Here is a 19903-nt window from a genome sequence, read left to right as displayed (position 1 = left end):
GGGTAGACGAAGACGGTCTACAATTAGGGTGGTACCGCGATTTGAATCGTCCCTACTGAGCGCTCAGTAGGGACTTTTTTGTACAAAAAATTGGAAAGGAGAAAGGGAAAATGAGATATATTACAGCTGGAGAATCACATGGACCGCAGTTAACCGTTATTTTAGAAGGAGTACCAGCAGGACTAGCATTAACAGCGGAACAGATCAATAAAGAGTTATTAAGAAGACAAAAAGGGTATGGACGAGGAAGACGTATGCAAATCGAGACGGATACAGTGAAAATTGTAAGTGGTGTGCGCCACGGCATGACACTTGGCTCTCCGATTACATTAATCGTGACAAATGATGATTTTAAGCATTGGACAAAAGTGATGGGAGCAGCACCGATTTCAAAGGAAGAAAGGAAAGAGATGAAACGTACGATTACAAAGCCGCGTCCAGGGCATGCCGATTTGAATGGCGCCATTAAATATGGTCATCGCGATATACGAAATGTATTAGAGAGATCTTCTGCGAGAGAGACAACAGTAAGAGTAGCAGCTGGGGCAGTAGCAAAACAAATTTTAGCCGAGTTAGGTATTCAAATTGCAGGACATGTTCTAGCAATTGGAGGCGTGGAAGCAAAATATCAAGGGGATTTTTCAATAGAGGAAATTCGGAATATTACGGAAAATTCACCTGTTCGCTGTTTAGATAAAGAAGTAGAACAAGAAATGATGGAAGCGATTGATAACGCGAAAGCAAATGGAGATTCAATTGGCGGGATAGTTGAAGTTATTGCAGAAGGAATGCCAATCGGTGTTGGTAGCTATGTTCATTATGACCGCAAACTGGATGCGAAACTGGCTGCTGCGATGATGAGTATTAATGCTTTTAAAGGTGCTGAAATTGGGATTGGATTTGAAGCGGCAAGAAAACCAGGAAGTCAAGTGCATGATGAAATTTTATGGGACGAAGAAAAAGGGTATATGCGCCGAACAAATCATGCGGGTGGACTAGAAGGCGGTATGACAACAGGCATGCCAATAGTTGTAAGAGGTGTAATGAAGCCAATTCCTACATTATATAAACCGCTTGCAAGTGTAGATATAGATACGAAAGAAGCATTCCACGCAAGTATTGAAAGATCTGATAGCTGCGCGGTTCCAGCTGCAAGTATTGTGGCAGAAGCTGTCGTTGCATGGGAACTTGCGGATGCGTTAGTGGAACAATTCGGAAAAGATCGTATGGAGTTAATTGCTCAAAATATAATGCAGCATAACAAATACGCAAAAGAATTTTAAGGAAGGGGAGAGGATAAATGAGAGTGAAAGAGCAATTATCATCATTAAAGCCGTATAAACCAGGGAAATCACCAGAGCAAATGAAAGAAATATACGAAAATCATTCATTTGTGAAATTAGCATCAAACGAAAATCTATTTGGCTGCTCGCCACGAGTGATGGAAGAATTACAAAAAGAATGGCGTGAGCATGCTTTATATCCGGATGGCGAGGCGCTAGAGCTTAGAAAGATCGTTGCAAATAAACTAGGCGTTCAAAAAGAACAAATTTTATGTGGAAGCGGACTGGATGAAGTCATTCAAATCATTAGCCGCGCGATGCTTTGCGCAGGCGATAATATTGTAACCGCTGGAGCTACATTTCCGCAGTATCGTCATCATGCGATCATTGAAGGATGTGAAGTGAAAGAAGTTCCATTAAAAAATGGTGTACATGACTTAGATCGTATGTGCTTAGCAATTGATGAACAGACAAAAATCGTATGGATTTGTAATCCGAATAATCCAACAGGCACATACATTAATGAGCGAAAATTAAGTCAATTGATAGAAAAAGTAAGTAAGCAAACGTTAATTGTTATAGATGAAGCGTACTATGAATATGTAGTTGCGCAAGATTTTCCAGAAACATTATCGCTTCTAGTGAACCATAAAAATCTTCTTATACTCCGAACATTTTCTAAAGCATACGGCTTAGCATCGTTTCGCATTGGATATGCAGTCGGAGATAAAACGTTAATTGAGAAATTAAATGTTGTTCGTTTACCTTTTAATGTATCTTCATTTGCACAAAAAGCCGCAGCCATTGCTTTTACTGATGATGACTTCATGAAAGAGGTTGTTCGAAGGAATCGTGAAGGGATACAACAATATGAAAGGTTCTGTCATGAAAATGAGGTTGCATATTATCCATCTCAAACGAATTTTATCTTTTTACCGATAGAACATGCACAAGAGATATATGAAGCTTGTGCACATGCTGGTTTCATTATTCGTCCATTTCCAAATGGTGTTCGGATTACAATAGGAACTCAGGAGCAGAATGAAGGAGTGATTTCCGTGTTAAAACAACACTTTGAAAAGAAAACAAGTACGTCTCGAGATGAGGAAAATGCGTAAAAAAGTTGTATTAATTGGGACGGGGTTAATAGGTGGTTCTCTCGCACTAGCCATAAAAAAAGAATATGCTGTAACAGTGATCGGTTATGACATATATAAAGATCGAGTAGAGCGCGCCAAAGAATTACATGTAGTAGATGAAGTGGCGCTAGATTTACAGCGTGCATGTGAGGAGGCACATGTCATTATTTTTGCTTCCCCTGTTGAAGAAACAAGGAAACTGTTACACAAACTTGCGTCCTTTCATTTACGGGAGGATGTCATTGTGACAGATGTAGGGAGTACGAAAGGGACTATTATGAAAGAAGCGGAAAGCTTATTCTCAAAGAAAGTCTCTTTTATCGGAGGACATCCGATGGCAGGATCCCATAAAACAGGAGTGGAAAGTGCAAAAGCGCATCTATTTGAAAATGCATTTTATATTTTAACACCTATGAATCACGTATTAGATGAGCGTGTTGAAGAATTACAAGAATGGTTGAAAGGGACAGGTTCTCATTTTCTCGTATTAAATACGAAAGAGCATGATTATGTAACTGGAGTAGTCAGCCATTTTCCACATTTGATCGCAGCTGGATTAGTGAAGCAAGTTGAGAAACATGCTAGTGCTAACCCGCTCATTCATCAATTAGCTGCCGGTGGTTTTAAAGATATTACAAGAATTGCTTCAAGCAGTCCGAAAATGTGGAGCGATATTGTGAAACAAAATCAAGATCATATATTAGAACTTTTAGAAGAATGGATTGTAGAAATGAAAGAGTTATATAGAACAGTTGCAAGCGGCAGTGCGAATGAATTACAACATTACTTTGCAAATGCGAAAGAATACCGCGATTCGTTACCTGTTCGAAAAAGCGGGGCCATTCCATCTTATTATGATTTATATGTTGATGTACTGGATAGAGTTGGAGCACTTGCTCATATTACAAATGTGTTGGCACAAGAAACAATTAGCATTACAAACTTGCAAATATTAGAGGCGAGAGAAGGCTTGCTTGGAGTGCTTCGCATTAGCTTTCAAAGGGAAGAAGATCGTCAAACAGCAAAGATAGTACTGCAAAAAGAAGAATATCAAACATATGAAACAATATAAAAAGGGGGGCGAAAATAGATGAAAGAACAAGTGATACAACGTGTGAAAAATGGATTAAGAGGAACAATTCAAATTCCCGGCGATAAATCTATTTCGCATCGCGCTGTGATGTTTGGAGCGATTGCAGAAGGAACAACAACGATTAAAGGATTTTTACCTGGTGCGGATTGTTTAAGTACGATTTCTTGTTTTAAAGAAATGGGAGTAGAAATAAAGCAAGAGGATGAGGAAGTAGTTGTTATTGGAAAAGGATTAGAAGGACTACAAGAGCCGAAACATGTTTTAGATGTTGGAAACTCAGGAACAACGATTCGTTTAATGTCTGGAATACTTGCAAATACGCCATTTTATTCCTGCATACAAGGAGATTCTTCTATTGCAAAAAGGCCGATGAAACGAGTTACAGTCCCGCTGAAACAAATGGGAGCAAACATTGATGGAAGAGAAGAAGGGACGTTTACGCCACTTACAATACGTGGCGGGAATTTAACGGCGATTGACTATCAATCTCCTATTGCGAGTGCACAAGTGAAGTCAGCAGTTTTACTGGCAGGGCTCACTGCAAAAGGTGTAACGGCTGTTACAGAACCGCATATTTCGCGAGATCATACAGAAAGAATGCTGGAGGCGTTCGGTGTTACTGTAACACGTGAGGGGAAAACAGTAAAACTAGCTGGTGGACAAAAGCTACTAGCGACGAATATAACAGTTCCTGGCGATATATCTTCAGCAGCCTTTTTCTTAGTCGCAGGAGCAGTTTTGCCAAATAGTAAACTTATTTTACAAAATGTCGGAATGAATCCAACTCGTACAGGAATTATAGATGTTCTAATGAAAATGGGAGCGAAATTAAAGATAGAGCCGATTGATCAGGAAGCAGTTGAACTAGCTGCTCGTCTTACGATTGAAACATCGACGCTGCAAGGAATAGAAATTGCAGGAGATATTATTCCAAGACTTATCGATGAAATTCCTATTATCGCTTTAGCGGCAACACAGGCAGAAGGAATGACTGTCATTAAAGATGCCCATGAATTGAAAGTAAAAGAAACGAATCGTATTAATACAGTTGTTGCAGAATTAACAAAACTCGGTGCTCAAATTGAAGCAACCGATGATGGAATGATTATTTATGGTAAGTCTAATTTAATGGGAGCTACCGTAAATAGTCATGGAGACCATCGTATTGGCATGATGTTAGCGATTGCAGGTTCTTTAGCAAATGGCAAAACAGTTATTGAAGATGCTGACGCCGTTGGAGTTTCATACCCGGAGTTTTTTGGGACATTAAGTAAACTACAAGTAAAATAAAAAGAGGTTAACAGAAAAAATGTCGATTGTTTTATATCTAAGTCGCTGGCGAAGGGAATTTAACACCTTCAAAATGTGTAATACTATTAAGCAAGCGAATTGTTCCAGCTACATTAGACTTGAAGAAAACCTCGACGACGATTAAAACTTTCATCAGTAAAGCGCCAATTTCTTAGTAATGATTCGTCTTCATCAATCAAGCATGAAGGAATAGTCTATTTTGGATTCATTTTTTACTTCTGCTGCATGTTGAAATGGAGTACTATTACTTTTATATAGGATTATAGCGACGTTAGTGCGAATAAAAGAAGTAGGATAGGAGGTGAGAAGAAAAATTTCAGTTGACAATATACAAAGAGGATTGGATATACCTTTAACATGTTAAATATGATATAGTAAGTGGAGTATGTAATAAAAGTATCGAAATTGGAGGAACCAAATGATTACAGTAAGTAACGTTAGTTTGCGTTTTGCGGATCGCAAATTGTTTGAAGATGTTAACATAAAATTCACGCCGGGTAATTGCTACGGCTTAATTGGAGCAAACGGTGCTGGTAAATCAACATTTCTAAAGATTTTATCTGGAGAAATTGAGCCGACAACGGGTGATGTACATATTACGCCAGGTGAGCGTTTAGCGGTATTAAAACAGAACCACTTCGAATATGAAGAGTTTCCAGTATTAGAAACAGTTATTATGGGTCACACTCGTTTATACGAAGTGATGCAAGAGAAAAATGCGATTTATATGAAAGAAGATTTCAGTGATGAAGATGGTATGCGCGCTGCAGAGCTTGAAGGTGAGTTCGCTGAGCTTAACGGTTGGGAAGCGGAATCAGAAGCTGCTATTCTTTTAAAAGGACTTGGTATTGGTGAAGAGCTTCATGATAAGAAGATGTCTGAATTAACAGGTGCAGAGAAAGTAAAAGTATTACTTGCGCAAGCTTTATTCGGTCAACCAGATGTTCTATTATTAGATGAGCCTACCAACCACTTAGATTTAAAAGCAATTCAATGGTTAGAAAACTTTTTAATGAACTTTGAAAATACTGTTATCGTTGTATCCCATGATCGTCATTTCTTAAATAAAGTATGTACGCACATGGCTGACCTTGATTTCGGTAAAATTCAACTGTATGTTGGTAACTATGACTTCTGGTATGAATCAAGTCAATTAGCGTTAAAATTAACGCAAGATGCAAATAAGAAAAAAGAAGAGAAAATAAAAGAGTTACAAAACTTTATTGCACGTTTTAGCTCAAATGCATCAAAAGCAAAGCAAGCAACTTCCCGTAAAAAATTATTAGATAAAATTACATTAGATGATATTAAACCATCATCACGCCGTTATCCATTCGTTGGTTTCACGCCAGAACGTGAAGTAGGAAATGACTTATTAACGGTTGAAGGTCTTTCAAAAACAATTGATGGAGAAAAAGTGTTAGATAATGTGTACTTTACTTTAAATAAAGGTGATAAAGTTGCATTTATTGGACGTAACGATATTGCGATGACAACATTATTTAAAATTCTTATGGGTGAAATGGAGCCAGATAGCGGTTCGTTCAAATGGGGTGTGACAACATCTCAATCGTACTTCCCAAGAGATAACTCTACATACTTTGAAAACAGTGAATATAATCTAGTTGAATGGTTGCGCCAATTCTCACCACAAGATGAATCTGAAAGCTTCTTACGTGGTTTCTTAGGCCGCATGTTATTCTCTGGTGAAGAAGTGAAGAAGAATGTTTCTGTATTATCTGGGGGAGAAAAAGTACGTTGTATGTTATCAAAAATGATGCTAAGCGGTGCGAATGTACTAGTACTTGATGACCCAACGAACCACTTAGATCTTGAATCTATTACAGCATTAAACAACGGTTTAATCGCATTTAAAGGTACAATTCTATTTACATCTCATGACCATCAATTTGTACAAACAATTGCAAATCGTATTATTGAAGTCACACCAAATGGTGTAATCGATAAAGAAACGACTTACGATGAGTACTTAGAAAATGAAGAACTACAAAAGCAAGTAAGCGCAATGTACCAAAATAAATAAACAGATGGAATCCCCCCTTTACTAAGAAAGCGTATAGGGGGATTTTTTATTCCGCTATTTTAAGGTAGTAACAGCCCGAATATAATCAGTGGAGGGTGAATCCCCCATTGATTAAAGTTTCACTTAATCGGAAATGAAGTATGGATCGACTTTCTCTACCTATATAAATGAACCATTACCAATCCAATTGGTAATTTTGGAAATAAAAATGTTTGCGAATGAAAGCGCAAAGGTTTATAGTGATGTATATCTTCATTAATGGGTTGTTTTTTGGGGGATAAAATGGAAATATTACAAATGTATTTTGTTAAATATAAAGTAAGGTCAAAATGTTTAGTAGGAAATAGTTGAATAAATAACAGCTTCAAATTATAATTACTAATATTCTTCATATGGTTAAATAAATGAACGATATGAAGAAAGTAGATAAAAAATAGAGATAGACTTATAAGAAATAAGCCTTGGATGATTAAAAGAGGTGGAGAGATGAAACAATTATTACAAAAGAGCAAACGAGTGTTAAGTAATCACTTTGGGTTCTTTATTTTTGCGGTTATTTTATTCTGGTTGAAAACATATGCAGCATATGTGACAGAATTCAACTTAGGAATATCGAACACAATTCAAAAGTTTTTGCTTTTCTTTAACCCGTTAAGCTCAGCCATTTTGTTTCTAGGACTTGCATTATTTGCAAAAGGGAAACGATCTTATATTTGGTTGATTATTATTAATTTGCTACTGTCAATTCTTTTGTATGCAAATGTTGTATACTATCGTTTCTTCAGCGATTTTATTACGTTTCCAACATTGACTCAAACGAATAACTTTGGGGAATTAGGCGGCAGTGTTGTAGCATTGCTACAACTATACGATCCCTTATATTTCTTAGACACAATCGTTTTACTTGTACTTGTTTTAACAAAGGTTGCGAGTCCAAAGCCAATTCGTGTTGCAAAGTATAAATTGTCACTAGTATTTATTTCAGCAATTTTAATTTTTAGCATTAATTTAGGACTGGCAGAATCTGATCGTCCGGAATTGTTAACAAGAACATTTGACCGTAACTACATTGTGAAATATTTAGGTGCTTACAATTATACAATTTATGATGGTATTCAAAGTATGAAAGCATCAACGGAACGAGCTATGGCAGATGGTGACAGTATGACAGAGGTAAGAAATTACATTGCTTCAAACTATGCAAGCCCAAGCGCAGAGTATTTTGGAAAAGGGAAAGGGATGAATGTTATCTATATTCATCTAGAATCGTTCCAAAACTTTTTAATTGATTACAAGTTAAATGGGCAAGAGGTAACACCATTTATTAACTCATTTACAAAAGATGCAAATACATTGTATTTTGATAACTTCTTCCATCAAACAGGACAAGGGAAAACATCTGATGCGGAATTTATGTTAGAGAATTCCATGTTTGGATTACCGCAAGGGTCTGTATTTACAACAAAATCGCATAATACGTATCAAGCAGCACCCGCTATTTTGGGTCAACAAGGATATACTTCAGCGGTGTTCCATGGTAACTACAAAACATTCTGGAACCGTGATGACATTTATAAATCATTTGGATTTAATAAATTCTTTGATGCATCATACTATGATATGAACGAGAAAGACGTTGTTAACTATGGTTTAAAAGATAAACCATTCTTTAATGAGTCAATCCCATTATTAGAAACAGTAAAGCAACCGTTCTATACGAAGTTTATTACGCTATCAAACCATTTCCCTTATCCAATTGATAAGGAAGAAGCAACAATTGAGCCAGCAACAACAGGCGATTCATCTGTAGATACGTATTTCCAAACAGCGCGCTATCTAGATGAAGCAGTCAAAGGTTTTGTCGATTACTTGAAACAATCTGGTTTATATGACAACTCCATTATCGTAATGTATGGGGACCATTATGGTATTTCAGATAACCATAATAGAGCGATGTCACAGGTTATGGGTAAGGAAATTCATTCCTTTGAAAATGCACAATTACAACGCGTACCTTTCATTGTTCGTGTGCCAGGAATAAAAGGTGGCGTTCAACATCAGTATGGCGGGGAAATCGATGTTCTTCCAACGCTATTACATTTATTAGGTATCGATACAAAGGATTATATCCAATTTGGTACAGATTTATTATCACCAGAGCATAAACAAGTTGTAGCATTCCGTAACGGTAATTACGTAAGTCCGAATGTTACTGCACTTAACGGAAGATATTATGATACAACGACTGGAGAACCAGTAGAGGTTACAGAAGAAATAAAACAAAATGAACAAATGGTTCAGCAAACACTTAAACTTTCTGACCAAGTGGTAAATGGTGATTTATTACGATTCTATACACCAGAAGGTTTCACACCTGTAGATCGTTCGAAGTACAATTATAACCATCGTGATAAAAATAAAACGAAGGTGAAAACAACGCAAAGTACGAAAACAGAATAAAGTATAAATAAAAAACCCTACTCATATGAAATAAAGTATGAGTAGGGTTTTTTATTTGAATCATGAGTTAATAAGAAAAGGAAAGATGTGATTTTATATATAATAAGTATAGAAGTGCTGATGAAAGGGAGAAGAGGGATAGTGTATGGTGGAAAGATATGTAATCTTAACAATTGGAAAAACACATAGCGGGAAAAGTACATTCGCAAGGAAACTGGAAAAGGAATTAGAGCATACAGTCGTAATCGACCAAGATGAACATGCAGTATTTCTTCAATCTATTTATCCTCTACTTGTACCAAAAGAAGGAGAAAATATATTGAAATACAGTATAACAGAGCGAATCATAGAGTATACAATATTAAACACTACGTATCATATGATTGTATGTAATGCGAATTTACAGGAAGCACCGCGGACAAGACTCATGCAACAATTTCAGAAACATGGTTTCAAAGTAATTGCTGTGAAGTTTGATTTACCAGTCCACATTATAAAAAATCGGATAGCAAGCAGTCAAAGAAATACATCGATTTTACGTACAGTTCATTCTTTTGAAGAAGTGTTACATAACCAAGAGTCAATAGAGGTTCCAGAACATGTATCAGGAGCAGATATTGAGTTTTCAATATTTGATGAAAAAGATGTGGAAATTGTTATAAGGAAAATTCTTACTTGTATTTATTGCAGTGCGACATATGGAGGGTAGACTTTTGGGCTTAAAGCTCTTAGTCTACCCATAACAAACTACTTGGAATGAAGGATATATAATTTCACATACCGTATTGTAAATATATCATAAACAAATAAAAAATCAGCAGGATATAAAATTAAGAAGGTGAAAAAACAGTACAATTATTGCACCGTACATAAACGATAATTTGGACTTAATTTTGCAAGAAATAAGAGATACTATATTAGTAGAAGGTGATTTCAATTATCTAATTTTGCAAAGTTAGTATCTATACTTGCAAGGTGAGGAAAGAACAAGTATAGAAAGGATGTACATCATATGATATTAGATCATCGTAGTGCTGCAATTTTACAACAAATGATGCAAGCGGATAGCTATACTTCTGTTGATCAGTTGACGGAAGTACTACAAGTGTCGAAAAGAACAATTTATTATGATATGAAAAAAGTAGATGACTGGTTAATTACTGAACATCTAGAGCCGATTCAATATGTTCGTCCATTAGGATATTGTTTAGATAAGAAAACAAAACAAAAAGTTGCCCAAAAGTTACAAGGATTTATAACAGTTCAATATGAGTATTCTCCACAAGAACGAAAGGCGTGGCTTGCGTTATATTTATTAACGGAAGAAAAAAGAATTTTGCTGGAAGATTTAATAAAACTCATTCAAGTGAGCCGAAATACAACACTAGCTGATTTGAAAAAATTGAAAGCAGAGTTAGGAAAGTTCAAGCTATCTCTACAGTTTCACCGTAAGCAAGGATATTACATTAAAGGAATGGAACAAGGGAAGCGGAATGTATTAATAGCGTATCTTTCACAGTTAATTGCAAAGCACAGCTGGGAATATGTAGTTTCTCATATGAGGAACATTGTGAATCATGGAGAAGGAGAAAAGAACCAAACAGAACAAGAAGAACTTCGTTTAATGAAAGATATTTTATCGAAGTGTGAGGAATTTTTGGGCGTTCAATATACAGACGAGGTGCTTGAGAATTTAAGCGTTTACATGTATTTGTTTTGTAGTCGTATTGTGAAAGGACAATATGTTGAAATGGAGGAAGCTGAGAAAGCTGTTCTCCGTGAAACAAAGCATTTTCAAGCAGCTACCTATATTGGAAAACAGTTCGAAAAAGTGTTACATGTGAAGGTTCCAAAGGATGAGATTTATTATATTACAACGCACTTATTGGGAGCGAAAGTGAACGCGCAGCAAAAAGAGTATGGAAAGAATGATGTTCACGGTATTTGGCATATTGTCGATTACATGATAAAAGATTTTCAGCATTATGCTTGTGTCATATTCCGAGATTTTACAGGTCTTGCTTCTGACCTATATTTACACATGAAGCCAGCTTTCTATCGTGTGAAATATGGAATTGAAATTGAAAATCCATTATTGCAGATGATTCGCAACAGTTATGCGGAAGTATATCATTTAACAAAGAAAGTGGTTCATCATTTTGAACAATATGTAGGGAAAGAAATTTCAGAAGATGAAATTGCATATATTACGATGCATTTTAGCGCTTGGATGAGGAAGGAAGGAATCGTTCCCAGTCCGAGGAAAATGGCTTTACTTGTGTGTCCAAATGGTATTGGTACGTCACGTATGCTGCAATATCAGCTAGAACAATTATTCTCACATATGGATATTTTACAAGCAATCTCAAAGAGAGAATATGAATCTAATACATTTGATGTAGATTGTATTATTACAACTACTGAATTAGAGAAGGGATCGATCCCTATTTTTATGGTAAATCCCATTTTGACAGATGCTGAAAAGGCATCCTTGCTTCGAAAAGTGAATGCTACTTTATTTCGTGAGGATCAAAATGATTCAGTTGATATTATTATGCAGATGATTCACAAATATGCAGATGTGAGAGATGAGCATGCTTTAAAAAGAGAACTAAGAGAATGTATAAGTGGTCCAGTGCATTTAGGAAGAGAGGAGAAATACAAGCCGATGTTAAACGAGCTATTAACAAAAGAATATATTCAGCTTCAAGATTGCGTTGATTCTTGGGAAGATGCAATTCAAATTGCAGCAAAACCGCTGTTACAAACGGAATATATTTCTGAAGAATATGTGCAAGAAATGATTGCAAATGTAAAAAAATTAGGTCCTTATATTGTCATTGCACCTAAAATTGCAATTCCTCATGCACGACCTGAATCAGGTGTAAAAAAATTAGGAATGAGCTTATTGCAATTAAAAGAAAGTGTTTCATTTTCTGAAAAACAAGAACATGCGGCTAATTTAATTATTGTATTAGCTGCTATTGATAATGAAACGCATTTGAAGGCATTGGCACAATTAAGTGATATGTTATCACAACCTGAAAATGTCGATATGTTAATTCATTCAAATTCAAAAGAACAAATGCTAGAAATGATAGCGAAGTATTCAAATTAGGAGGAAGTTAAAATGAAAAAAATCTTAGTTGTATGCGGAAATGGATTAGGAAGTAGTTTTATTGTTGAAATGAACGTGAAGAAAATACTAGGTGAACTTGGTTTACAAGCGGAAGTTTCTCATACAGATTTAGCATCTAGTAAATCGGAACAAGCGGATTTATATTTAGGATCAAAAGATATTATTTGCAATTTAGAAGATGGTGTTCGTACTGTTGCTGGATTAACAAATATTTTAGATCAAAATGAAATTAAAGAAGCATTGCAAAAACACCTCATGTAACACAGTCGAATAAAGTGAAACTTTAATCAGTGGGATGATTTGATGTCCCACTGATTCTGAGCTGAAGGGGGAGCGGTGCTATGTTTGATTTAATTATGAAAGACATTTTAGGACAACCAGCTATTTTAGTTGGATTATTTGCCATGTGTGGTTTATTGTTACAAAAGAAAAACTTTGCAGATACTGTATCTGGTACGCTTAAAACGATTATGGGATTTATCGTATTAGGTGGCGGAGCTACAATATTAACAGGTTCTTTAGATATTTTTGGTAAAATGTTTGATAAGGCATTCCATATTAAAGGGATTATTCCAAATAATGAAGCAATCGTTGCGATCGCGCAGCAAACGTTAGGAAAAGAAACAGCATTTATTATGGTATTTGGGATGATTGTAAATTTATTGATTGCGCGATTTACGAAACTGAAATATGTATTTTTAACAGGGCACCATACACTTTTTATGGCCTGTTTAATTTCAGCTGTATTTTCTACAGCGGGGCTAAAAGGTTTTTCACTTGTATTGATAGGATCCATTCTTTTAGGAGTACTGATGGTTATTTTTCCAGCACTATTACAGCCATATGTTAGAAAAATTACAGGTATGGATGATATTGCAATTGGACATTTTGGTTCTGTTGGTTATTTAGCGGCTGGTTTTGTTGGTAGCAAGTTTGGAAATAAAGAAAAATCTACAGAGCAAATTCAAGTACCGAAATCCTTAGGTTTTTTACGTGATACATCTGTTTCTATGTCACTAACAATGGCTGTTCTTTTCTTCATTGTTGCACCATTTGCTGGAAAGCAATTTATTGAAGCAGAGTTAAGTAATGGACAAAATTTTTTAGTTTATTCTTTTATGCAAGCCATTACATTTGCGGCGGGAGTATATATTATTTTAGCAGGTGTTCGTATGTTAATTGCGGAAATTGTGCCTGCATTTAAAGGGATTGCGGATAAAATTGTGCCAAATGCAAAACCAGCACTCGACTGCCCGACTATTTTCCCATTCGCACCAAACGCAGTTATTATTGGATTTTTAACAAGTTTCATTGCTGGATTATTATCTATGTTCATTTTACCTGTTATTGGTTTAAGTGTTATCGTACCAGGCCTGATTCCTCATTTCTTTACAGGAGCAACAGCTGCTGTATTTGGAAATGCAACGGGAGGAAGAAGGGGAGCGATTTTAGGTTCATTTGTAAACGGATTATTCATTTCGTTCCTTCCAGCATTATTGTTACCAGTATTAGGCGGATTAGGATTTGAAAACACAACATTTGGTGACTCTGATTTCGCTGTTATTGGTATTTTGATTAGCGAAATTGCAAAATTATTTTAAATGAGGCGGAAAGAAAAAAGACTTGATTTTCTAATAAAGAAAATCAAGTCTTTTTCAATTAAATACGATTATCATGCCAGAAGTTTAATGGGAAGTGTTCGTCCTCTTTATAGCTTTCTAACTCGTATCCTTTTTCTTTTAAGCCTTTAATAATAGCAGGCACTGCTTTTACTGATTGTGGATGAATGTCATGCATAAGAATAACTTCCGTTGGCTTGTTCGCACCAGCAAGAACGTTTTGAACAATTTGAGCAGATGCTGCATCGACTGGCATTTTATTATATTTCCAATCTAAAGAATCAATTGTCCAGTCCCATACCTTTAATTCGTTTTCGACTACTTTATTGCGAAGAGCTTCATTTAATCCAGGCATAGATCCGTAAGATGGGCGTGTTAAAACTGGTGATTTTCCGATAACGCCGGCAATTAAGCCTTGATCCTCTTTCATTTCATCAACATAACGACCTTCTGTGTAAAGCTTTTTGTAGTTATGCGTCATACTATGCATACCAACATAATGACCTTCTGCATGTTCACGTTTAACTAAATCAGGGAATGCTTTTACATTTGAACCGATTAGGAAAAATGTAGCTTTTGCATCTTCTTTTTTCAGCATATCTAAAAGTTCGGCAGTGTATTTTCCAGGACCATCGTCAAATGTTAAGTAAGCGACTTTTCGAACTTGCCCGTTATACTGCTTCGGTGCTTCTTTCGGAGCAAGAGCTGTCTGAATTTCACTTACAAGTTGAACAGATTTTGCATCATCTTCTGTACTTGCATGAACAACATTTCCTAATCCTAAAATCATTTCGGATAAAAAAATAGCCCCGATGCAAAGTAGCAGTACCCTTTTTACTAAAGTTGTCATTGGAATTCCATTGTGCATAATTTTCCTTCTCTCTATAAAAATTCTACTCTACTATATTAGCAATTTTAGGTAGGGAAATGCAAAGAAAGTTTATAAAAATTGTATAAGATTCTTTCATTCCGTCATTGTTATATGGTTAAAGTGATAATGGCTGAATGAAAGATATGAAGATTATCTCTTTAGAAATTTCACATACCGTATTGTAAAAATAAAAAATAGGAAATTTAGAAATAACGTCGAATATTCGTATATACATAAAGATAAAAAAGGGGGAGCAATATGAAAGCAATTGAGGCTGCACAAAACATAATCGAAGCTCGATTTCCAAATTGTGATGTTGCTTTATTAGGAGGTAGCGTTGCAAGAGGAGAAGAAACAACAACATCAGATCTTGATATTGTTGTATTAGATAGAAAGCGGCCATCTTGTTATCGAGAATCATTCTTTTGTAATGGTTGGCCGGTTGAAGTGTTTGTACATAATTTTGAAACCTATAAACAATATTTTAAAAGCGATTGTGAGAGGGGGAGGCCCACTCTTCCTCAACTTGTTTTAGAAGGGATTGTATTAAAGGGAGAAAAACAAGTTGTGTCACATATAAAGGCAGAAGCGCAACGATTATTAGAAGAAGGTCCTAGAAGGTGGACAGAAGAAATAATTAGACGAAAGCGCTATTTCCTTACAGATGCATTAGATGATTTTATTGGTGCGACAAAAAGAGAGGAAGAATTGTTTATTGCGAATCTCCTAGCAGATTTATTACACGAATTTGTACTGAGAGTAAATCAACAATGGGTTGGAAATTCAAAATGGTTTTTTCGTGTGTTAAGGAAATATGATGAAACATTTGCTGAAGCGTTTGTGGCGGCGTTTGATCATTTTTATAAAACTGGAGAAAAGAGAGAGCTGATTTATTTTATTGAACAAACATTAGAGCGTTATGGAGGGAGATTATTTGAAGGATTTTCGGTTGGGAAGGATAGATAGACATAATATTATTATGTAAATTAATTATTCGTTACTTAGTTTGATGAAGGGGTGAAAAGATATGATTCGTATTTTAACAAAAGAAGATGCTGCACAATATTGGGATTTACGTTTACAAGCATTACAAATGAATCCAGATGCATTTGTAACCACTTATAAAGAAGCATTACAAAAAGAAAAGCCTCTGGAAGAGGTTAAGCGAAATGTAAGCTCAAATACTAGTTATACATTCGGTGCTTTTCAGAATGATAATCAACTAATAGGGGTAGTAACGTTATTGCTAGAGCAAAAAGCGGTATATAAGCATAAAGGTCATCTTGTTGCGATGTATGTCGATCATCGAAGTAGAGGGAGAGGATTTGCGAAAGCGTTAATTGAAGCATTAATAGAAAAGGCAAAAGGAATAGACATAGAGCAAATTCATTTAGAAGTCGTTTCTGATAACAACGCAGCAAAGAAACTGTATCAATCTATCGGATTTAAAACGTATGGAATAGAAAAAAATGCGTTAAAAATGAACGGTATGTATCGTGATGACGAATATATGGTGTTATTTTTGTGAAGGAGAAAAGATTTATATGGTCTTTTCAGATTTTTCTTCAAATTAATTATACTTCATTATATAGTAGAAGAAAAAGTATAAGGGGTTTTAGGATGAAAGCAATTGCAGCAGGTATATTGGCATCGTTTTTCTTTGCCTTTACGTTTATTTTAAACCGGGCAATGGATTTGCAGGGAGGGAGCTGGATTTGGAGTGCTTCTTTACGTTACTACTTTATGGTTCCGTTACTGTTTATTATCGTGATGTATCGAGGAAACTTAAAAGAACTCTTTCAATATATGAAACATAACCCGAAAGAGTGGTTCCTATGGAGTATAATCGGGTTTGGTCTTTTTTATGCGCCGCTTAGTTTTGCAGGAGCATTTGGTCCGGGCTGGCTCGTTGCTTCTACATGGCAAATTACTATTATAGCAGGAATTTTATTAACACCATTCTTTGCGACATATTCCCTACATAAAAAAATTCCCATAAAGGAACTTATGATATCTTCTGTCATATTATTAGGCGTTCTTCTCATGCAAGTAGAACATGCTTCAGCATTAGGGATTCGCGAAACGCTTTTATGTGTTGCCCCTGTTATCATTGCTGCATTTGCTTATCCACTTGGAAATCGGAAAATGATGCAAGTTTGTAAAGGAGAGCTAGATGTTTTCCAACGTGTTCTCGGTATGACAATCGCAAGCTTACCATTTTGGTTTGTATTATCGGGTTATGAGATTTCTGTTAGTGGATTGCCGTCAAGCAATCAAGTAGTACAATGTTTTATTGTAGCGATTAGTTCTGGTTTAATTGCGACTGTATTATTCTTTTTTGCAACTGATCTTGTAAAAGATGATCCGCAAAAATTAGCTACTGTAGAAGCAACACAGTCTGGTGAGGTTTTATTTGCCTTATTAGGGGAGTTAATCTGGTTATCAGCCCCATTCCCATCCTCATTATCTTGGATTGGCATGAGTTTAGTTGTTGTTGGAATGGTATTGCATAGCTATGTTGCGGTCGTTATAAAGAAAGAAGAGAAAATAACAGCGTAAATCGATAGTAGCTCTTTAAAAGGAAAGAGCTACTATTTTTTAAAAAGGAGATATAAGGGGAAGTGACAATCATTCATTTCCTAATTTTAGTCAGTAAAGTTCCAGTACACATATAGTGAAGAAAGGTGATGTACAGCATGTTAGAACGAATTGAAAACATAGGACAAGATAACATGGTACATATATTAAAGCTTGCAGTTGGCCCCTCAGAACCCAGTTTACAAAAAGCAATTCACTTGTATACGGAAAATCAGCAGGCGATATTATATAAATGTGGAGAGAATGCTTGTGTTGGAATGGAACTGATAGGTGAAAACAAAGCAAGATTATGCCATATTGCTGTTTCAAAAGCAAATCGTCATCAAGGACTTGCTTCTTATATGATAAAGGAAATCATTCGAATACATCAATTAATCTATGTAGAAGCCGAAACAGACTGTGAAGCAGTTGAATTTTATAGAAAATGTGGATGGGGTATTACAAGCTTAGGAGAAAAATATCCAGGTGTGGAAAGGTTTCAGTGTTATTGGGAATGAATACTTCTTACATATATTTTAGGAGAGTATTTTTTCAATGTCTCTAAATATACATGATAAGAATTTTAACTTTATCCCGCATTAACGGGCAGTAAGACTCCCACCTCAAGATTCAGAAAGAAGCAAGGAAGATAGGTGGGAGATCAACTGCCCGTAACAGCCCGATTGGTTCAACTAATAATCAGTGGGGGATGAAGAAAACCCCCACTGATTAAAGTTTCACTTTATCTTCTAATAAATAAAAAATTAAGAAAAATATGATAAAATGAAAAATGTGAGTTTATGTAAGGTTTGCGATAAAGTAACCGGAGGAATCATGATGAAAATAAATGACATAATAGCGGAAACAGATTTACCGAATACCATTGAAACAATCACAAATGATTTAAGGAAATTAGGGATACAGAAAGGAATGACAGTGATTATACATTCTTCACTTAGTTCAATGGGATGGGTGTGCGGCGGAGCAGTTGCGGTGGTAGAAGCGTTAATGAATGTAATTACGGAAGAGGGAACGATTGTAATGCCAACGCAAACATCTGATTTGTCGGATCCAAAAAATTGGGTGCGACCACCAGTTCCAGAAAATTGGTGGCCCATAATTCGTGAGAATGTACCTGCCTTTCATCCTGATATCACTCCAACAAGAGCGATGGGGGAAATTGTAGAGTGTTTCCGTACATATCCAAATGTAAAGCGAAGTAGTCATCCGTTAAATAGTTTCGCTGCTTGGGGGAAACATGCAGAACAGATTATAGCTGGCCATTCACTGTCATTTAGTTTTGGTGAAGAATCTCCATTAAAGAAAATATATGATTTAGATGGATATGTATTATTCATAGGAGTTGGCTATGATTCGAATACATCTATGCATTTATCGGAAATACGTGCTGGGGCGTGTGAATTTATAAAAGAAGGAGCGCCTATTATTGAAAATGGGGTCGGCGTATGGAAAGAGTTTGATGAGATAGACTATGATCCCGCACCATTTGTTAAGATTGGGAAAGAATTTGAAGAAACAAATGCTGTTCAAATTGGAAAGATTGGAAATGCAACGTGTAGAGTTATGAAGCAGAGAGAGATTATTGATTATAGTACAGCGTGGTTTCGCTCGAAAAATAAGTAAGGGATGATTCAAATGAAGGGGAAAAAGATAATAATTACAAGCGGTGGTTGTCTAGAAAAATGGGATCAAGTACGCGGACATACAAATTTAGCAAAAGGAACAATCGGAAGGCTACTTGCAGAAGAAGCGATGGAAAAAGGAGCACATGTTATATATTTACATGGCTATTTTGCTGAAAAACCGGTCGCAATAAATGCACAATTAGAATTGCATCCTTTTGAAGGAATTATCGATTTACAGAATAAAATGAAAAGTATTATGACCCATGACAAAATCGACGCTGTTATTATGGCAGCAGCTGGGTCAGATTGGATTGTTGAAAAAATTTGTGATCAAGAAGGAAATGTACTTAATATGAATGGAAAGATTTCTAGCGATATAGCACCAGTCATTCATTTTCAAAAAGCGCCTAAAATATTAAAACAAATTAAACAATGGGATCCAGAAGCGCTTTTAGTTGGATTTAAACTTGAAAGCGATATCAGTGAAGAGGCATTAATTCAGCGTGCAAGCATGAGAATGAAAGAGACAAAGGCAAATATAATGATTGCCAACTCATCGCATTCGTTACATTCACGTGGAGCTTGTCATCATGTAATTGGAGAAGACGGCTATATCCAGCTGTGTGAGGGGAAAGATGAAACAGCAAAAGAGATTATAAAACGTCTAGCCTACTTATGTTCTTCTAGAGAAGGAAGCTTCAGTAAGTAATATAAATGGGAG

The 19903-nt window shown here is 35.9% G+C and carries 17 protein-coding genes and 1 other annotated feature (1 of these 18 running past the window's edge); of the genes, 16 read left to right on the top strand and 1 reads right to left on the bottom strand.

The features are described from left to right. Nucleotides 1-57, top strand: a binding site (T-box leader) (it extends 177 nt beyond the left edge of the window). Between the two features lie 53 nt (nucleotides 58-110). The 10 genes from aroC (at nucleotide 111) to MR058_RS06525 (ending at nucleotide 14070) form a co-directional block, all read left to right on the top strand. After that, complete coding sequence (gene aroC, locus MR058_RS06570; RefSeq protein ID WP_242143206.1) at nucleotides 111-1283, top strand: chorismate synthase; 1173 nt, start codon at nucleotides 111-113, stop codon at nucleotides 1281-1283. A 17-nt stretch (nucleotides 1284-1300) separates the two neighbouring features. Then, complete coding sequence (gene hisC, locus MR058_RS06565; protein ID WP_242143205.1) at nucleotides 1301-2401, top strand: histidinol-phosphate transaminase; 1101 nt, start codon at nucleotides 1301-1303, stop codon at nucleotides 2399-2401. After that, on the top strand, nucleotides 2394-3494 hold the full coding sequence (gene tyrA / locus MR058_RS06560) for a prephenate dehydrogenase (protein ID WP_242143204.1): 1101 nt from the start codon (nucleotides 2394-2396) through the stop codon (nucleotides 3492-3494). The genes hisC and tyrA overlap by 8 nt, the downstream gene beginning before the upstream one ends. 18 nt (nucleotides 3495-3512) lie before the next feature. Further along, nucleotides 3513-4805: a 3-phosphoshikimate 1-carboxyvinyltransferase gene (aroA, locus tag MR058_RS06555; RefSeq protein ID WP_242143203.1), complete on the top strand. Its 1293-nt coding sequence runs from the start codon at nucleotides 3513-3515 to the stop codon at nucleotides 4803-4805. Nucleotides 4806-5244: 439 nt separating this feature from the next. Further along, nucleotides 5245-6870, top strand: a complete 1626-nt coding sequence (locus MR058_RS06550) for an ABC-F family ATP-binding cassette domain-containing protein (protein WP_242143202.1) — start codon at nucleotides 5245-5247, stop codon at nucleotides 6868-6870. Between the two features lie 486 nt (nucleotides 6871-7356). After that, on the top strand, nucleotides 7357-9330 hold the full coding sequence (gene ltaS / locus MR058_RS06545) for a lipoteichoic acid synthase (RefSeq protein WP_242143201.1): 1974 nt from the start codon (nucleotides 7357-7359) through the stop codon (nucleotides 9328-9330). A 145-nt stretch (nucleotides 9331-9475) separates the two neighbouring features. Further along, complete coding sequence (locus MR058_RS06540) at nucleotides 9476-10039, top strand: ATP-binding protein (RefSeq protein ID WP_242143200.1); 564 nt, start codon at nucleotides 9476-9478, stop codon at nucleotides 10037-10039. A 303-nt stretch (nucleotides 10040-10342) separates the two neighbouring features. Then, nucleotides 10343-12448: a BglG family transcription antiterminator gene (locus MR058_RS06535; RefSeq protein ID WP_242143199.1), complete on the top strand. Its 2106-nt coding sequence runs from the start codon at nucleotides 10343-10345 to the stop codon at nucleotides 12446-12448. Nucleotides 12449-12460: 12 nt separating this feature from the next. Further along, nucleotides 12461-12730, top strand: coding sequence for a PTS sugar transporter subunit IIB (locus tag MR058_RS06530; protein ID WP_242143198.1), 270 nt, complete (start codon nucleotides 12461-12463; stop codon nucleotides 12728-12730). An 80-nt stretch (nucleotides 12731-12810) separates the two neighbouring features. After that, nucleotides 12811-14070, top strand: a complete 1260-nt coding sequence (locus tag MR058_RS06525; protein WP_242143197.1) for a PTS ascorbate transporter subunit IIC — start codon at nucleotides 12811-12813, stop codon at nucleotides 14068-14070. 58 nt (nucleotides 14071-14128) lie between these two features. On the opposite strand, the gene MR058_RS06520 is transcribed toward MR058_RS06525, so the two are convergent. After that, nucleotides 14129-14956, bottom strand: coding sequence for a peptidoglycan-N-acetylglucosamine deacetylase (locus MR058_RS06520; RefSeq protein WP_242143196.1), 828 nt, complete (start codon nucleotides 14954-14956; stop codon nucleotides 14129-14131). A 261-nt stretch (nucleotides 14957-15217) separates the two neighbouring features. Here MR058_RS06520 and MR058_RS06515 point away from each other — a divergent pair, with 261 nt between their 5' ends. The 6 genes from MR058_RS06515 to MR058_RS06490 all read left to right on the top strand — a co-directional run bounded on the left by MR058_RS06515 (nucleotide 15218) and on the right by MR058_RS06490 (nucleotide 19891). Continuing rightward, on the top strand, nucleotides 15218-15925 hold the full coding sequence (locus tag MR058_RS06515; protein WP_242143195.1) for a nucleotidyltransferase domain-containing protein: 708 nt from the start codon (nucleotides 15218-15220) through the stop codon (nucleotides 15923-15925). A gap of 61 nt (nucleotides 15926-15986) precedes the next feature. Beyond that, the gene (locus MR058_RS06510; RefSeq protein WP_242143194.1) at nucleotides 15987-16487 is read left to right on the top strand and encodes a GNAT family N-acetyltransferase; all 501 of its coding nucleotides are present in this window, start codon (nucleotides 15987-15989) and stop codon (nucleotides 16485-16487) included. A gap of 92 nt (nucleotides 16488-16579) precedes the next feature. After that, nucleotides 16580-17518 carry a DMT family transporter gene (locus MR058_RS06505; protein WP_242143193.1) on the top strand — a complete coding sequence of 313 codons (939 nt, stop codon included), beginning with the start codon at nucleotides 16580-16582 and terminating at the stop codon, nucleotides 17516-17518. Between the two features lie 137 nt (nucleotides 17519-17655). Then, a complete protein-coding gene (locus tag MR058_RS06500; RefSeq protein ID WP_242143192.1) occupies nucleotides 17656-18054 on the top strand; it encodes a GNAT family N-acetyltransferase in 399 nt (132 codons plus the stop codon). A gap of 319 nt (nucleotides 18055-18373) precedes the next feature. Then, nucleotides 18374-19180: an AAC(3) family N-acetyltransferase gene (locus MR058_RS06495; RefSeq protein ID WP_242143191.1), complete on the top strand. Its 807-nt coding sequence runs from the start codon at nucleotides 18374-18376 to the stop codon at nucleotides 19178-19180. A gap of 3 nt (nucleotides 19181-19183) precedes the next feature. After that, complete coding sequence (locus tag MR058_RS06490) at nucleotides 19184-19891, top strand: phosphopantothenoylcysteine decarboxylase domain-containing protein (RefSeq protein WP_242143190.1); 708 nt, start codon at nucleotides 19184-19186, stop codon at nucleotides 19889-19891. Nucleotides 19892-19903 lie beyond the last annotated feature (12 nt).

Source organism: Bacillus cereus group sp. BfR-BA-01430, assembly GCF_022663115.1.
GTDB lineage: Bacteria > Bacillota > Bacilli > Bacillales > Bacillaceae_G > Bacillus_A > Bacillus_A cereus_BD.
Note: the sequence above shows the minus strand (reverse complement) of the source record. Positions and strands in the feature narration are given on the sequence as shown.

What these genes read in the sequence shown, in the direction of transcription:
- aroC (WP_242143206.1), top strand. Translation starts at nt 111, where the DNA reads ATGAGATATATTACAGCTGGAGAATCACATGGACCGCAGTTAACCGTT.
- hisC (WP_242143205.1), top strand. Translation starts at nt 1,301, where the DNA reads ATGAGAGTGAAAGAGCAATTATCATCATTAAAGCCGTATAAACCAGGG.
- tyrA (WP_242143204.1), top strand. Translation starts at nt 2,394, where the DNA reads ATGCGTAAAAAAGTTGTATTAATTGGGACGGGGTTAATAGGTGGTTCT.
- aroA (WP_242143203.1), top strand. Translation starts at nt 3,513, where the DNA reads ATGAAAGAACAAGTGATACAACGTGTGAAAAATGGATTAAGAGGAACA.
- MR058_RS06550 (WP_242143202.1), top strand. Translation starts at nt 5,245, where the DNA reads ATGATTACAGTAAGTAACGTTAGTTTGCGTTTTGCGGATCGCAAATTG.
- ltaS (WP_242143201.1), top strand. Translation starts at nt 7,357, where the DNA reads ATGAAACAATTATTACAAAAGAGCAAACGAGTGTTAAGTAATCACTTT.
- MR058_RS06540 (WP_242143200.1), top strand. Translation starts at nt 9,476, where the DNA reads ATGGTGGAAAGATATGTAATCTTAACAATTGGAAAAACACATAGCGGG.
- MR058_RS06535 (WP_242143199.1), top strand. Translation starts at nt 10,343, where the DNA reads ATGATATTAGATCATCGTAGTGCTGCAATTTTACAACAAATGATGCAA.
- MR058_RS06530 (WP_242143198.1), top strand. Translation starts at nt 12,461, where the DNA reads ATGAAAAAAATCTTAGTTGTATGCGGAAATGGATTAGGAAGTAGTTTT.
- MR058_RS06525 (WP_242143197.1), top strand. Translation starts at nt 12,811, where the DNA reads ATGTTTGATTTAATTATGAAAGACATTTTAGGACAACCAGCTATTTTA.
- MR058_RS06520 (WP_242143196.1), bottom strand. Translation starts at nt 14,956, where the DNA reads ATGCACAATGGAATTCCAATGACAACTTTAGTAAAAAGGGTACTGCTA.
- MR058_RS06515 (WP_242143195.1), top strand. Translation starts at nt 15,218, where the DNA reads ATGAAAGCAATTGAGGCTGCACAAAACATAATCGAAGCTCGATTTCCA.
- MR058_RS06510 (WP_242143194.1), top strand. Translation starts at nt 15,987, where the DNA reads ATGATTCGTATTTTAACAAAAGAAGATGCTGCACAATATTGGGATTTA.
- MR058_RS06505 (WP_242143193.1), top strand. Translation starts at nt 16,580, where the DNA reads ATGAAAGCAATTGCAGCAGGTATATTGGCATCGTTTTTCTTTGCCTTT.
- MR058_RS06500 (WP_242143192.1), top strand. Translation starts at nt 17,656, where the DNA reads ATGTTAGAACGAATTGAAAACATAGGACAAGATAACATGGTACATATA.
- MR058_RS06495 (WP_242143191.1), top strand. Translation starts at nt 18,374, where the DNA reads ATGAAAATAAATGACATAATAGCGGAAACAGATTTACCGAATACCATT.
- MR058_RS06490 (WP_242143190.1), top strand. Translation starts at nt 19,184, where the DNA reads ATGATTCAAATGAAGGGGAAAAAGATAATAATTACAAGCGGTGGTTGT.